This is a genomic window from Streptomyces flavusporus (genome assembly GCF_046267975.1).
Taxonomy (GTDB): Bacteria; Actinomycetota; Actinomycetes; order Streptomycetales; family Streptomycetaceae; genus Streptomyces; species Streptomyces flavusporus.
Genome location: NZ_CP176503.1, coordinates 560,400 through 575,618 on the forward strand (window position 1 = coordinate 560,400; position 15,219 = coordinate 575,618).

11 protein-coding genes are annotated in these 15,219 nt (G+C 71.3%); 8 read left to right on the forward strand and 3 right to left on the reverse strand.

Features of this window, described 5'->3' with window-relative positions:
- Positions 1 to 55: 55 nt before the first annotated feature.
- The 3 genes from ACKTSN_RS02915 to ACKTSN_RS02925 all read left to right on the forward strand — a co-directional run bounded on the left by ACKTSN_RS02915 (position 56) and on the right by ACKTSN_RS02925 (position 4,329).
- Positions 56 to 2,038 carry a zinc ribbon domain-containing protein gene (locus tag ACKTSN_RS02915; RefSeq protein WP_409467627.1) on the forward strand — a complete coding sequence of 661 codons (1,983 nt, stop codon included), beginning with the start codon at positions 56 to 58 and terminating at the stop codon, positions 2,036 to 2,038.
- 84 nt (positions 2,039 to 2,122) lie between these two features.
- Positions 2,123 to 3,841: an ABC transporter ATP-binding protein gene (locus tag ACKTSN_RS02920; RefSeq protein ID WP_409474720.1), complete on the forward strand. Its 1,719-nt coding sequence runs from the start codon at positions 2,123 to 2,125 to the stop codon at positions 3,839 to 3,841.
- A gap of 119 nt (positions 3,842 to 3,960) precedes the next feature.
- Positions 3,961 to 4,329, forward strand: coding sequence for a nuclear transport factor 2 family protein (locus ACKTSN_RS02925; protein WP_409467628.1), 369 nt, complete (start codon positions 3,961 to 3,963; stop codon positions 4,327 to 4,329).
- Between the two features lie 72 nt (positions 4,330 to 4,401).
- Here the strand turns inward: ACKTSN_RS02925 and ACKTSN_RS02930 are convergent, their stop codons facing one another.
- On the reverse strand, positions 4,402 to 5,064 hold the full coding sequence (locus ACKTSN_RS02930) for a TetR/AcrR family transcriptional regulator (protein WP_409467629.1): 663 nt from the start codon (positions 5,062 to 5,064) through the stop codon (positions 4,402 to 4,404).
- Positions 5,065 to 5,232: 168 nt separating this feature from the next.
- Here ACKTSN_RS02930 and ACKTSN_RS02935 point away from each other — a divergent pair, with 168 nt between their 5' ends.
- Positions 5,233 to 6,486: a YncE family protein gene (locus ACKTSN_RS02935; RefSeq protein ID WP_409467630.1), complete on the forward strand. Its 1,254-nt coding sequence runs from the start codon at positions 5,233 to 5,235 to the stop codon at positions 6,484 to 6,486.
- Here ACKTSN_RS02935 and ACKTSN_RS02940 read toward each other — a convergent pair.
- Positions 6,479 to 8,338 (reverse strand): cellulase family glycosylhydrolase, encoded by a 1,860-nt coding sequence (locus ACKTSN_RS02940; RefSeq protein WP_409467631.1) that lies wholly within the window; start codon positions 8,336 to 8,338, stop codon positions 6,479 to 6,481. The genes ACKTSN_RS02935 and ACKTSN_RS02940 overlap by 8 nt on opposite strands.
- An 84-nt stretch (positions 8,339 to 8,422) precedes the next feature.
- Positions 8,423 to 10,393 carry a GTP-binding protein gene (locus ACKTSN_RS02945; protein ID WP_409467632.1) on the reverse strand — a complete coding sequence of 657 codons (1,971 nt, stop codon included), beginning with the start codon at positions 10,391 to 10,393 and terminating at the stop codon, positions 8,423 to 8,425.
- A 253-nt stretch (positions 10,394 to 10,646) separates the two neighbouring features.
- Between ACKTSN_RS02945 and ACKTSN_RS02950 the strand changes: the two genes are divergently transcribed.
- Genes ACKTSN_RS02950 through ACKTSN_RS02965 form a run of 4 tightly spaced genes read left to right on the forward strand, consistent with a single transcriptional unit; the run spans position 10,647 to position 15,219 of the window.
- Positions 10,647 to 11,117, forward strand: coding sequence for a (2Fe-2S)-binding protein (locus ACKTSN_RS02950; RefSeq protein WP_409467633.1), 471 nt, complete (start codon positions 10,647 to 10,649; stop codon positions 11,115 to 11,117).
- Complete coding sequence (locus ACKTSN_RS02955) at positions 11,114 to 13,477, forward strand: xanthine dehydrogenase family protein molybdopterin-binding subunit (RefSeq protein ID WP_409467634.1); 2,364 nt, start codon at positions 11,114 to 11,116, stop codon at positions 13,475 to 13,477. The genes ACKTSN_RS02950 and ACKTSN_RS02955 overlap by 4 nt, the downstream gene beginning before the upstream one ends.
- Complete coding sequence (locus tag ACKTSN_RS02960; RefSeq protein ID WP_409467635.1) at positions 13,474 to 14,328, forward strand: FAD binding domain-containing protein; 855 nt, start codon at positions 13,474 to 13,476, stop codon at positions 14,326 to 14,328. The genes ACKTSN_RS02955 and ACKTSN_RS02960 overlap by 4 nt, the downstream gene beginning before the upstream one ends.
- Positions 14,329 to 14,343: 15 nt before the next feature.
- Positions 14,344 to 15,219, forward strand: coding sequence for an AAA family ATPase (locus ACKTSN_RS02965; RefSeq protein WP_409467636.1), 876 nt, complete (start codon positions 14,344 to 14,346; stop codon positions 15,217 to 15,219).

Consider the following 15,219-nt stretch of genomic DNA (forward strand, 5'->3'; position numbering starts at 1 on the left):
ATCGGGGGAGTGTCGTTGATCGCATGACAGCACCACGGGCAGGGGAGGGGGGCCGGTGAGCCGGAAGCTGCCGCTCGGTGACGGCGAGACCGCCCGGACCGCCTGTGCCCGGGGTCTGCTGCGGGCTGGCGTGGTGGAGAAGAGGGGTGAGGTGCTGTCGGCCGCTGTGCTGGCGCAGCGGGTCGGCTGGGCGGCTGATCTGGTGTCCGGCATGACCACCGAGCTGCTGGCCGGGCACTGGAACGCCGCCGATGTGGGCGTGCTGGCCTCGGGTGAGGACGCGGGCGGGCGGAAGCTGCCGTCGAACGCGTGGATGGCGCTGCGCCGACTGGGCTGGACGGCCGCCCCGGCCGGGGGCGTGACGGTCAACGACCGGATCGTGCGCATGGCCCAGGAACAGGCCGGGCGTGCCCTGCGCTCGGCCGACTGGCGGGCCGAGCTGACGTCCGCGGTCCTTCAGACATGGCCGTGCGATCCAGGCCGGCGCACCCCCGAGGAGTGGGACCAGGTACGGAAGGCGGTCCCCGGCGGCCGGTCTCTCCCCTCGAGCGTGATCCGCTCCCGCACCCGGCAGATCACCGCCTTCGCCGCGAAGAACGGCCGCCTGCCCGCCGATGTGTTCGAGCTGGAGGCCCCGCCCCGGGCGGCGCGAATGCTGCTGCTGTCGGCATGTGACAGCCAGCAGGCCACCATCGAACGCGGCGAGGACGACCCGCAGCGGGCGCTGCTGCGCCTGCAACTGCCCACCCGGCCCGACCCGCGCTGCTACCGGGACTGGGCGTGGGTGGCCTGCCCCATCACGCTGCCGCCCACGGTCCCGCCCGGCGCGGTGCTGCACCTGCCCACCCTGCGCCTCACGGGCGGGAAGGTGCGCGCCGACCTGGCCTACACCCACGCCGTCCCCAAGGCCCGCCGTAGCGGCCACACCGTGGCCCTCGGCGTGGACTGGGGCCTGAACACCCTTCTCAGCGCAGGCGCGGCCCGACTCCAGGACGACGGGCACATCACCGCGCTCGGGCACGGCGCCCAGTTCCGGGCCGCCGGAGTCCTCGCCAGGCAGCACCGCCTACGGCGCCTGGCCGAACACCTGCACACCAAGGCCGACCACTACCAGCGACTCATCGACGCTGACGAGCAGCACGAGCTGTCCGGCAAACACGAGGTGCTGCGGGACGAGATCCGCTTCGTGTCCGACCGCCGCTCCCACCTCAACGACGCCCTCGCCCGGGCCGCCGCCCGCTGGGCCGTGGACCAGGCCATCGCCGCCCAAGCCACGATCATCTACCTGGAAGACCTGCGGTCGATGGAAGCGGGCGGCATGGGCCGCACCCACAACACCCGCATGTCCCAGACCGTGCGCGGCCAGATCGCCGACCGCATCCGGCACCTGGCCGCCGAAGCCGGGATCGCCGTCGTCACCGTCCCGCCCCGCAACACCTCCCGGCACTGCCCCCGGTGCCTCACCCCGCTGCGACACCGCAAAGCCCCCGACCGCCCCACCGTCGCGGGCTGGAAATGGGCCCTCTGCCCCGACCGTGCCGGATGCGGCTGGCAGGGCGACCGCGACCACGGCGCCTGGCAGCGCATCACCGCACGCGGCCTCACCCACCAGGCCAGGACCGTCACCGACCGGGCCACCGGGCAGATGGTGATCCGCACGGTGGTCGACACACTCGAAACGAAAGCGGTCATCACCCCGACCGCCGAGACCCGCCGGACGGACCGGTCCAAGACCGGCCCCACCCGGCGCCGGAACACACGCCCCGCGCCCAGGCGACGCAGGGCACCCTCCCCCACCGGCCCCCGCGGCCCGGCGGGCAAGCGTCCGGAGGGACACGCACCACCGGGCCGGAGGACGCTGCCCCGCGCAGCCCACCGGCACCAGGGCGTGACGACGATCAGCACACCCACCACCAGCCGACACCGGCCCCGAGGAGCAGCACTGGGCGCAGGCTTCCACCTGCACGCCCACGCCACCCCTCCACGATGGGCAGAACCCACACCAGACCCTATGTCTGACACGGGATCACTCAACTGATCAGAGACGCTGAACGCCCTGTTCGACCGGCGAAGGAGCAGCGTGAGCAAGGCACAGACGCAGACGAGTACGCCCCCGTGGCGCATGCTCCTCGGCTATGTACGGCCGCACCGGTGGGCGCTGCTCGCGGGCGCGGTGCTCTCGCTGGTCACCGGGGCCACCGGCCTGCTGCTGCCGCTGGTGGCGCGGGACCTGATCGACGACCTCGGCCACGACCGGGCCATCACAGGTGCGCTGGTCGCGATGTCGGCGTTGGTCGTCGCCAACGCGGCGGTGGGCGCGCTGGGTTCGTACGTGCTGCGGCGCACCGCGGAGTCGGTGGTCCTCGGCGCGCGGCGCGCCCTGTCGTCGTATCTGCTGCGCCTGCGCATAGCCGCCGTGGACCGTACCGAGCCGGGCGACCTGATGGCCCGTATCACCTCGGACACCACCTTGCTGCGCGAGGTCACCACCGACTCCCTGGTGGGCCTCGGCACCGGCGGGCTCACGCTGGTCGCGACCGTGGTGATGATGGGCTTCGTCGACCCCGTGCTGCTCGGTGTCACGCTGGCCGTGATTCTGTGTGCGGGCACGGTCCTCGGCGTGATCGTGCCCCGGATCAACCGGGCCAGCCGGCAGGCGCAGGACGCGGTCGGCGTGATGGGCGCCTCGCTGGAGCGGGTGCTGGGCGCGCTGCGCACGGTGAAGGCGTCCGGCGCCGAGCACCGGGAGGAGGTCGCGCTGCACTCCGCGGCGGAGGAGTCGTGGCGGCAGAGTGTGCGCGCCGCCAAGTGGTCGGCGGCCGCGGGCAACACGGCCGGACTGGCGATGCAGATCGCCTTCATCACGGTGCTCGCGGTGGGCGGGGCACGGGTCGCGACCGGCGCCGTCGACGTCGGCACACTGGTCGCGTTCCTGCTGTACGTCTTCTATCTGATGTCGCCGATCCAGCAGGTCGTCGGTGCGATCACCCAGTACCAGACGGGTGCCGCGGCGCTGTCCCGCATCCAGGAGGCGCTGCGGCTGCCCGCCGAACCGGCGGCCGAGGCCGCCCCGTTGCCGTCGACCGACGCCGAACCGGCCGCGCTGGCCTTCACCGACGTCCGCTTCCGGTACGCCGACGACCTGCCGTACGTGCACCACGGGGTGACCTTCGCCGTGCCCGCGCGGGGCATGACGGCGTTCGTCGGCCCGTCCGGCGCGGGCAAGACCACCGTCTTCTCCCTCATCGAGCGGTTCTACGACCCCGAGTCGGGCGAGATCACGCTGGACGGCCGGGAACTCGCCCAGTGGGAGCTGCCGCAGCTGCGGTCCGCGATCGGCTATGTGGAGCAGGACGCGCCCGTCCTGTCGGGCTCGCTGCGCGAGAACCTGCTGCTGGGCAACCCGGAGGCGGACGACGACACCCTCGCGCGGGTGCTGAAGACGACCCGGCTCGACGGTCTGGTCGGGCGGCTGCCGCGCGGACTGGACACGCTCGTCGGGCACCGCGGCACCAAGCTGTCGGGCGGTGAGCGTCAGAGGGTGGCGATCGCCCGCGCGCTGCTGCGCCGCCCGAGGCTGCTGCTCCTCGACGAGGCGACGTCGCAGCTGGACGCGGTGAACGAGGCCGCGCTGCGCGACACCGTGGCCGATGTGGCCCGGACGACCACGGTGCTGGTCGTCGCCCACCGGCTGTCCACGGTGACGATGGCCGACCGGATCGTGGTCATGGACGCCGGCAAGGTCCGTGCGGTGGGCACCCACCGCGAACTCGTGTCCGCCGACCCGCTGTACGCGGAGCTGGCGGCCACCCAGTTCCTCGCCACGGCCGACGCCGACTGAGCGGCCGGGCCGGTCGGGCCTGCCGCGCTTGCCGAGGCCGACCGGGCGGAGGAATCTCGTAGGAGAGGCCCTGTACGGCCCGCTCCCCCGCCGGGCCGCGGCCCTCGAAGGAGGTCACGATGGGTACTGCGGCAAGCCCCAGCTTCGACACCGAGACGTTGCGCCGGGGCATAGAAGGCAATCCGAACACTCTCCTGTCGCTCTACGCCGACGATGCCGAACTGCGTGTTGTGGACCGCAACTCCCAGCCCAGCCACCCACGGGTGCTGCACGGCCGCGACGAGATCAGCGCCTTGCTCGACGACGTCTACAGCCGCGACATGACGCACAAGCTGGAGAACTGCGTCATCCAGGGTGACCGTGCGGCCTTCAGCGAGTCCTGCGAGTACGCCGACGGGGCTCGCGTTCTCGCCGAGTCGATGATCACGCTGCGCGGCGGCAAGATCGCCGAACAGACCCTGATCCAGGCCTGGGACGAGCAGGAGTAGTCAGTACGGTGCCGCACGGCCTCGGTGACGCGGTCCGGGGCCGTGCGGCCAAGGCCCGTTCGCCGTGGTGCGTCAGGGCGCCGTCGGGCTCCAGCCCCCCGGGCGCAGGATCCCCAGCAGTTGCCGTACGAGTTCGTCGACCACCTCGTCCAGCGTCGCCGGGACCCATCCGGCGCTCCAGTCGTGGATCAGTCCGTTGACGCTGCCGATGAACGCGGTGGCGGCGACGCGGTAGTCGCGGGGTGCCGCTTCCCCGCGTTCGGCGGCGGCCTGCGCCTCGGCGCAGATGAAGTCGACCCAGCGGGCGCGGCGGGCGAGCCGCTGCTCCTCGAGGCGGGGGCTGACGCCGACGATCTCGACGAAGGTGATGCGGATGCGGCGGGGATCGGCGGTGACGTTCCCGGCGTAGGAGCGGAAGATGGCGGTGGCGCGGTCCTCGATCGCCAGGCCCTCGGTGTCGGCCGCCGCGGCCAGCACGGCCTCCTCGGCCCAGTCGTTGACCTTCAGGTGCAGGTCGGCCAGCACATCCTCCAGGGTGCGGAATTCCTCGTAGAACTGCCGGGTGGACAGTCCCGCGGCCTCGCTGAGCGCGGCGACGGTCGTGGACCGGTAGCCGGGGCTGTCGCCGAAGAGCTGGAGCGCTGCGTCCAGGAAGCGTCGGCGCCGCTCGGCCTGCCGTTCCTCGGCGGACCTGCCACCGTAGCGGCCGGTCGGCGCCCTGAGCCTGCCTGCCAACGTCCCTCCCATCCTTCGTCGTTCGCCAATTTTGTCGTGTACGCAGTCTTGTGGAGAAGGGTGCCCGCTCCTTACTTTCCAGTAAGTCAAACTCTGAACGACCTCGTATTCAGATTCGTTCATTGGCATGCCCGCGCCAGCCACCCATCTCCAGAGGAGAGAGCACCCATGCCTGCCATCAGCCCCAGGCACCTCTGCTCCATCGCAGCCGCCCTCGCCCTGACCCTCACCGCCCCGGCGACCACCGCCGTCGCCGACGGCCCCGACTCCGCCGCCCTGCGCGAGGTGCTGTTCGTCGGCAACAACTGGGACGGCACCGCCGATGTCATCAGGTCCACCGGCGACTTCGCGAAGATCGGCCGCATCAACGTCATCCCCGACAAGGAGGAGCGGCTGGCGGAGATCAACGCCGACCCCATCAAGTGGATCTACTTCATGGCGATCCGCAACAGTGTCGGCGAGGGACACGACCAGTTCGTCGACGACATGTACTCCGCCCCGGACGGCAGATCGATGGTCGTCTCCCGGCCGAGCTTCGCCGACGTCGTCTCCATCGACCTCGCCACCGGGGACATCAACTGGCGCTTCCCGGTGTCGGGTTACCGCTCCGACCACATGGCGGTCTCCCCCGACGGCACCCGGGTCGCCGTCTCCGCCTCGACGTCCAACACCGTGCACGTACTGGACATCAAAACCGGCGAGCAGGTCGGCTCGTTCACCACCGGCGACAAGCCGCACGAGAACGTCTTCAGCCGGGACGGCAAGTACATCTGGAACATGGCCATCGGCGACGTCAACACCGCCCTCGACGAGCCCTGGCTGGACTGGACGAAGGGCGACCGCCGCATCACCGTCGTCGACGCGAGGACGTTCCAGCAGGTCAAGGTGATCGACATGCGCGAACGCCTGGACGCGATCGGCCTCGACGACTACTCCGACGCCGTCCGCCCCGCGGCCTTCAGCCCCGACGAGAGCAAGCTGTACTTCCAGGTGTCGTTCTTCAACGGCTTCTTCGAGTACGACGTCGCCTCCGACAAGATCACCCGCACCAAGACGCTCCCCGAGAATCCGGACACCAGCGAGGACCGCACCACCTGGGTCAACGACTCGCGCCACCACGGCATCACCATGAAGCCGGACGGGACCAAGCTGTGCATCGCGGGCACCATGGACGACTACGCGACCGTCGTCGACCGGGCCACCCTCCAGGAGGGCCCTCTCGTTCCCGTCTCCAAGCCCTACTGGTCGACCGTCAGCGGTGACGGCAGGTCCTGCGTGGTCTCCGAGAGCGGCGCCGACCAGGTCACCGCGATCGACTTCGCCACCGGCCGCAAGACGGTGTCGGTCCCGGTCGGCGACCACCCCCAGCGCGTGCGCCTGGCGCAGGTGCCCGCCGACTGGACCGGCCCGTCGGCTAGTTGACGGCCTGCGCGGCCCACGCCGTGAGCTCGGCGCGGGCCGCGCCCAGCAGGTCCCCGGACGGAGCCGTCGCCCCGTTGGTCACCAGCGCGTAGTGCAGGACGCCCGAGTCCGGCGCGGTGAGCAGCAGGCGGCGGCTGCCCGTCCCGCCCGGTTCGGCGGCCACGCCGATCGGGGTGGTGCCGGTGTACGGCGGCGGGGCGTACGCCGTGCCGAGGTCGGAGACCACCGTGGTCGCCGAGGTCGGGAACGACGCCGGCAGATGCAGTTCCGTGGGCGCCTCGCCGCCGTCCGACCGCCACAGCAGCAGCGCGTACTGGCCCGAGCCGACCAGACGGGCGACATTCGGCAGCGAACCCGGCACCGGATTCCAGGTCAGGGTCGTCGAGCCGTCCCGGGAGCGGTCCTCGTAGGTGAAGGCGACCGTCGTACCGGCGGTCGCGCTCGGGTAGACGCGGTCCAGAAGCCGGGCGTCCTGGCGCAGTGCCGCGGCGCCCGCGTCGTCCAGGTGGACGGCGGACAGGTCCTCGTCGTTCCAGGCGTCGCCCTCGGTGAGCACCTTGTCGGGGTTGCCGTTCATCAGCTCGTGGTGCCGGCCGTTGTAGATGTCCCACTGCCACTGCGTGCCGGACAGGACCGGTCCCGACGCCTTGGGGTTCGACCACCAACTCGCGCCCGGCAGACGGGAGTCCAGGGCCTGGTACATGGCCTTGAGGACGGTCGGGGCCTTGTCGGAGACGCTGCCGGACAGCGGATGGCCGAACTCGCTGACGATCGCGGGCGTCGCCGTCGCCGCCGCCCGGTCGCGGACCGTGCCGAAGTCGCCGGCGTACTGGCCGTCGGCCGCCTTGCCCCACATGAAGACGCCCGAGATCGCCTTCTGGTCGTAGAAGTGGGTGTTGAAGACGTAACGGGGGCCGAGGGTGTCCGTGTCCAGCAGGCCGCCCTCCTCCTTCTGGAAGTCGAGGTTGGCGTTCCAGAACAGGTTCGGTTCGACGAAGGCGGGCTTGGTCTGCCAGCCGGCCGCGTCCATGCGGACACGGAATTTCTCGTAGAAGGGCCACAGCACGTCCCGTTCCCAGGTGCGGCTGGTCTGGCCCGGGTCGTAGACGCCGGCGTGCGGTTCGTTGTAGGGGTCGAAGCCGACGATGCCGGCGAAGTCCTCGGCCGACAGGTGCTGTCTGACGTAGGCCATGGTCTTCTGGGCCGTGGTGAGGAAGGCGTCCTGGACTCCGTGCGCGTTGTGCCAGAAGTCGTACGACGCCCGCTTCACGGCCTCGTTCTGGGTGATGTTCTGGCCCCAGAAGAGGCAGATCCCGCAGAACTCGTCGGGGTAGTTCCCGGCGTCGACCGCCCACTTGGGGGCGCCGTCGCCGGTGTACCAGCTGTCGGGGTCGAAGAGGTGGCGGGAGTAGAGGTCCTGGTGGAAGTCCGGGTAGACGCGGACACCGGCGTCGAGGAACGCGCGCATCTGGTCGGTGGCGGCGGCGAGGTACGCCGTGTCCACCTGGCCGCGCACGGGCTCGGCGTAGGCCCAGGAGAGCAGGAAGCGGACGGTGTTGCCGCCGCCGAGGGCGCGCAGCGCGGTCGCGGACTTGCGGGCGTCGGCGACCGAGGCGAAGGGGAGGCCGCGGTTCTCCGCCAGCTTGGTCTCGCCGGAGACGTTGTAGCCGCGCAGGACCACTTCCCGGCCGGAGGCGTCGGCGAAGCGGCCGTTCTGCACGGTGAGCGGGGAGCCGTCGAACCAGAGGGAGTCGGGGAGGGGGTCGGTGGTGGCGGGACGGGTGCCCGCCACCGTCAGGAATCCACAGAGGAGAACCAGAACAACGAGCAGACGCGCACGTTTATTCGGCATGTCCACTACAGTCTGACCATTTCCGGACACCGTCAACACTTCTGACTCGGGAGTAAGTTGAGTGTCGGCAACCCCGCGCAGGGCTCAACTACCCACCCTGCGCGTGACGTTCAGCAGATACTCCTTCCGGTTGAACGGGTTGTGGTCGGTGCGCGGCCGCTCGGGCACCGTGCCGTGCGCGATCGGCGCGTAGTGGTCGAAGGCGCTCTCCAGCTCGCCCTCACCGCGCGTGAGCCCGGGCAACTGCTTCTCGAGCGCGTGGACATGAACCGCCGGCACCGTGCCCTCCAGGACACAGTCGGCGCCCCGGCTCTCGGTCGTCCGGGGCACGGCCCTCAGCCCGGCCAGCACCGGCAGCAGTGCGCCCAGCGTGTCCGCCGGGGCCTCGAGACGGAAGCGGTGCATCGGCTCGTGGACCCGGGTGTCCGCTCGCCGCAGCGCCTCGATGAGCACCAGCGGCGTCAGACCACGGAAGTCCGCGCCCGTGCTCGACATGCTCTTGTCGAAGCCCTGGTGGGCGTGGCTCTGGCGGGGCGAGTAGCCGCAGTGGGTCATGGTGACCGTGCAGTCGGTGACCTGCCAGCCGTGCATGCCCTGCGCGAGGGTCTCCCGGACGGTGTCCTCGACGGCCTTGAAGAACGCGTACGGCATCGACCCCAGTTCCACCTCCAGCCGGAACTCGGTGCCCGAACCCGTCGGCGCGGGGTCGACGCGCAGTCCGACGGTCGCGAGGAACGGGTTCGGGTCCCTCTTGTTGAACTCGACCGCCGCCCCCGTTCCGACCGGCCGCTCGATGCACAGAGGTGTCGTCTCCCGGAAGCCGACGTCCAGTCCGTACTCGTCGGCGAGCGTCGCCTGGACGACCTCCTTCTGCACCTCTCCGTAGAGGGACACGGACGTCTCCTGGCGCACCTCGTCGTGGCGCAGGCCGATGAGCGGGTCCTGCTCGGCGAGCTGGGTGAGCGCGAGGTGCAGGGCGCGCCGGTCCGCCGCCGGACCCGGCACGACGACCGTTTCCAGGGTCGGCGGGGCGAACAGGCGGCCGTACGGCCTACGCGGTTCGCCGATCGAGTCACCGATCCTGATGTCGGCCAGGCCCCACAGCCGGGCGATCCGGCCGGTCGGTACGGCGTCGCTGCGGACGTCGGTGCCGTGGTCGAAGACGCTGATCGCGGTGATCCGGCCCTCCCGGCCCGGGTCGCCGCACGGCACCCTGTCCCGGATGCGCAGGGTGCCGGAGAAGATCCGCGCGTAGGCGATCTTCTCCCCCGCCGGCCCCCGCTCGACCTTGAAGACGGTGCCGGAGACGGGGCCGTCGGGGTCGCCGTCGGCGGCGGGGAGCAGTTCCTTGATGCCGTCGAGCAGCGCGGGCATGCCCGCTCCGGTGATGGCGGAACCGGCGTACACCGGATGGACGAGGGCCTGCCGGGTGCGGGCGGTGAGGGAGGCACGGAGGAGGTCGGGGGAGACGGTGTCCTCGACGTAGGCCTTGAGGAGGTCGTCGTCGTGGTCGGCGAGGACGTCGAGCGCGGCCGGGCCGAGTCCGGGGGTGAAGCGGGCCGCGCGGGTACCGAGTCCGGTGGCGGAGCCCATGGGTACGACCGCCGCCGTGAGCCGCTGCGAGATCGCCCGCAGCACGTCCTCGTAGCGCGCCCCGCGGCGGTCGATCTTGTTGACGAAGACCAGTGTGGGGATGCGCAGCCGGTGCAGCGTCCGCATCAGGACGCGGGTCTGCGCCTGGACGCCCTCGACGGCCGAGACGACCAGTACGGCACCGTCCAGGACGCCGAGCACCCGCTCCACCTCGGCGATGAAGTCCGGGTGGCCGGGTGTGTCGATGAGGTTGACGGTCACGTCGTCGACCGGGAAGGAGACAACGGCCGACTTGATGGTGATGCCGCGCTGCCGCTCCAGCGCGAGGGTGTCGGTCCGCGTACTGCCGGCGTCGACGCTGCCGATCTCGTCGATCACTCCGGCCGTGTGCAGCAGCCGTTCGGTCAGGCTCGTCTTACCTGCGTCGACGTGCGCGAGGATTCCCAGGTTGAGCAGGGGCACTGAGCGTCATGTCCTTCGTGGTGAGGGGGATTCCTTCCTGGGTGGACATGAACACAGTGCGCATCTGCTGCTCCTCACGGTGCGGTGACGGGGTCCGTGCAGTGCAGCAGAACCGGGCACCCACGGGCAACGGATTAACGCTCAACAAGGCCCGCCGCACGACTCGCCGTCGACCAGGCCTCGCCATAGAGTGACTTCCATCACGCTCAGCCGCTGATTTCCCTCATTCCGCCCGCACGGCTCGGGAGGGCACATGACCCGTATCTCGGTGAAAGTGGACGGCACGACATACGAGGACGAGGTGGAGCCCCGGCTCCTGCTGATCCACTACCTGCGCGACCGGCTGGGACTGACCGGCACCCCCGTGGGCTGCGACACCTCCAACTGCGGGGCCTGCACGGTCGACCTGGACGGCGTGAGCGTCAAGAGCTGCTCGGTGCTCGCCGTCCAGGCGGACGGCGCCGAGGTGACCACCGTCCAGGGACTCGCCACCGACGGGGAGTGGACCGGGCTGCAGCGGGCGTTTCACGACCGGCACGCCCTGCAGTGCGGCTACTGCACTCCGGGCATGATCATGGCGGCGCGCGATCTGCTGCGCGACAACCCCCACCCCACCCCCGACGAGGTGCGGCACGCGCTGGAGGGCAACCTCTGCCGCTGCACCGGCTACCAGAACATCGTGCGCGCGGTGCTCGCCGCCTCCGAGGAGGAGGTGACGGCATGACCGACCAGATCGCCGAGCCCGAGGTCGGCCGCTCCCGCGCCCGCAAGGAGGACGCCCGGCTGCTGACCGGGCAGACCACCTGGACCGACAACATCCAGGTCGCCGGGCTGCTGCACCTGGCGATCCTGCGCAGTCCCATGGCGCACGCCCGCATCGACCGGATCGACGTCTCCCCCGCTCTCGAACGTCCCGGCGTCGTCGCGGCGTTCAGCGGCGCCGACCTCGCCGACGGGCTGGGCTCGCTGCCCTGTGCCTGGCCGGTGACCGAGGACATCGTGCTGCCCGACCATCCGCCGGTCGCGGTCGACGAGGTGCGGTACGCCGGTGACCCGGTGGCGGTCGTGGTGGCCCGCGACCGGTATGCGGCCGCCGACGCGCTGGAGGCGATCGACGTCGAGTACACGCCGCTGCCTCCCGTCCTGGATCTGGAGGCCGCACTCGCCGACGGTGCCCCGCTGGTCCACAGCGACAAGGGCACCAACCGCTGCTACGTCTGGCCGCTGAAGACCGGCGAGGCGTTCGATGCCGTGCGGGACCGCGCCGAAGTGACGCTGAAGCGCCGCTACCACCAGCAGCGCCTCATCCCCAACGCCATGGAGCCACGCGCCGTCGTCGTCACGCCGCTCGCCGCGTCCGGGGAGTTCACGGTGTACTCGGCGACGCAGGTTCCGCACATCCTGCGGGTCATGCTCTCCGTGGTCACCGGGGTCCCCGAGCACAAGCTGCGGGTGGTCGCCCCCGACGTGGGCGGCGGCTTCGGCTCCAAACTGCAGGTGTACGGCGAGGAGGCGATCGCCGTCGACGTCGCCCGGCGCCTGGGCCGGCCGGTGAAGTGGACCGAGTCCCGCTCCGAGGGCTACCTGGCCACCCACCACGGCCGCGGCATGATCCAGGACGTCGAGATCGCCGCGAACCGCGACGGCAGACTCCTCGGCCTGAAGGTGGACCTGCTGGCCGACATGGGCGCCTACCTGATGCTGGTCACGCCGGGCATCCCGATCCTGGGCGCGTTCATGTATCCGGCGATCTACAAGATGGACGCCTACGATTTCACCTGCACCGGGGTGTTCACGACCCGCACCCCCACCGATGCCTACCGCGGCGCCGGACGCCCGGAGGCGACCTTCGCCATCGAACGGATCATGAACGATCTGGCGGCCGAACTCGGCCTGGACCCGGTGGAGTTGCGGCGCCGCAACTGGATCCGGCACGAGGAGTTCCCGTACGAGCAGATCGCGGGTCTGACGTACGACAGCGGCAACTACGAGGCCGCCACCGACAAGGCCCTGGAGCTGTTCGGGTACGACAAGCTGCGCGCCGAGCAGGCCGACCGCAACGAGCGCGGGGACACCGTGCGGCTCGGCATCGGCGTGTCGACGTACACCGAGATGTGCGGGCTGGCGCCGAGCCGGGTGCTGCGGGATCTGCGGTACGCGGCCGGCGGCTGGGAGGCGGCGAGCATCCGGATGCTGCCCACCGGCAAGGTCGAGGTGGTCACCGGCACGAGCCCGCACGGGCAGGGACATGAGACGTGCTGGAGCCAGATCGCCGCCGACACGCTGGGCGTGCCCTTCGAGGACGTCGAGGTGGTGCACGGCGACACCAAGGCCAGCCCGCAGGGCATGGACACCTACGGCTCGCGGTCGCTCGTCGTGGGCGGAACGGCCGTGCAGCAGGCCGCACGGAAGGTGGTGGAGAAGGCACGGAAGGTGGCCGCCCACCTGCTGGAGGCGAGTGAGCAGGACCTGGAGTTCGCGAGCGGTGTGTTCTCCGTCAAGGGCTCCCCGGAGGCGCGCAAGACCATCCAGGAGATCGCCTTCGAGACGTTCTCCTCGCACGACCTGCCCGACGGCATGGAACCGACCATCAACGCCGAGCACGTGATCGATCCCGACAACTTCTCCTACCCGCACGGCACCCACCTGTGCGCCGCCGAGGTCGACACCGAGACCGGGCAGACCCGGATCCGCTCGTACGTGTGCGTGGACGACGTCGGCCGGGTGATCAACCCGATGATCGTCGAGGGGCAGGTGCACGGCGGACTCGCCCAGGGCATCGCGCAGGCCCTGTACGAGGAGGCCGTGTACGACGACGACGGCAACCTCGTCTCCGGCACCATGGCCGACTACCTCGTGCCGTCCGCGCCCGACCTGCCCGACTTCGTGACGGACCGGACGGAGACTCCGGCGTCCACGAACTCCCTGGGCGTCAAGGGAGTCGGGGAGGCAGGCACCATCGCGTCCACGCCGGCCGTGGTGAACGCGATCGTGGACGCCCTGCGGCCGCTGGGTGTGACGGACGTGCGGATGCCCTGTACACCCGAGCGCGTATGGCGTGCGGTCAAGGAGGCGCAGGCATGATTCCCCCGGCATTCGACTACGCCCGGCCGACGACCGTCGACGAGGCGGTACGTGCGCTCGCCGACGTGGGCGAGGACGCGAAGGTGCTGGCCGGCGGGCAGAGCCTGCTGATGCTGCTGCGGCTCAGGCTCGCCTTCCCCGAACTCGTCGTGGACGTCGGCCGGATCCCGGAGCTGCGCGGGGTCCGCGAGGAGGGCGACACCCTGGTCATCGGTGCGACGACCACGCACCACGACGTGATGCGCGATCCGCTGGTGCGCCGGCACGCCGGGCTGCTCGCCGCCGCCACGGCCACGGTCGCCGACCCGGCCGTACGGCACCGGGGCACCCTCGGCGGCTCGCTCGCGCACGCCGACCCCGCCGGCGACCTTCCGGCGGTGCTGCTCGCGCTGGAAGGCGAACTGGTCGCCGTCGGTCCGGGCGGCCGGCGCGCCATCCCGGCGCGCGAGTTCTTCGTCGACTATCTGCAGACCTCGCTCGCGCCCGACGAGTTGCTGGTGGAGGTGAGGATCCCGAAGGCGGACGGCTGGGGCTTCCACTACGAGAAGTTCCACCGGGTCGCCCAGTCCTGGCCGATCGTCGGCGTGGCCGCGCTGGTGCGGCGCGACGACGGGCGCATCGCCGAGGCGCGGATCGGACTGTCCAACATGGGCTCGACCCCGCTGCGCGCCGCGGCCGCCGAGGGGGCACTGTCCGGTGCCGGGGACGCGCAGACCGTGGCGCGGGCCGCGGAGTCGGCGGCGGACGGCACCCGGCCGCCGCAGGACCCCTCCGGCTCGCCCGAGTACCGTGCGCACCTCGCGCGGGTGCTGACCAAGCGGGCGGTCCTGGCCGCCGCCGGAATGGGGTGAGGGCCGATCACGCCGATGGACGGCCCGGAGCAGGTGCGGGCCCGGCTGGAGGAGACGGGGTACCTCGTCGACGAGGGGCTGGCCGTCGCCTGCTTCCTGGCCCTCAGGCTCGGCAGGCCGCTGTTCTGCGAGGGCGACGCGGGCGTCGGCAAGACCGCGCTCGCGTCCGCCCTCGCTCAGGCGCTCGACGCCCCGCTGATCCGGTTGCAGTGCCACGAGGGCATCGACGCCGCGCAGGCCCTGTACGACTGGGACTTCCCGCGCCAGCTGCTGCATCTGCGGGCCGCCGAGGCGGCCGGGGTCAGGGACGCCGAGCGGCTGGAGGGCGAGCTGTACGACCGCCGGTTCCTGCTGGCCCGACCGCTGCTGAAGGCCCTGGAGACCACCCCGTCGGTGCTGCTGATCGACGAGATCGACCGGGCGGACGACGAGTTCGAGGCGTTCCTGCTGGAGCTGCTGTCCGAGTTCTCGGTGACCGTGCCGGAGCTGGGCACACTGCGCGCCCAGGAGCCGCCCGTGGTGGTGCTGACCTCCAACCGGACCCGCGAGGTGCACGACGCCCTCAAGCGGCGCTGCCTGTACCACTGGTTCGACCATCCGTCCTTCGAGCGCGAACTGGCCATCGTGCGGCGGCGGTTGCCCGGCGTGTCGGCACGGCTGGCCGAGCAGGTCACCGCGCTGGTGCAGACGCTGCGCGCACAGGACCTGCTCAAGCCGCCCGGCGTGGCGGAGACCATCGACTGGGCGGCGGCCCTGGACGCGCTGGGCGCGAGTGAGGTGGACGCGGAGCTGGCGGTGACGACGCTGGGCTCGGTGCTGAAGTACCGGGAGGACACCGAACGGGCCCGCCGCCTCGACCTGACGGCGGCGCTGGCGGCACACGGGAGGTGA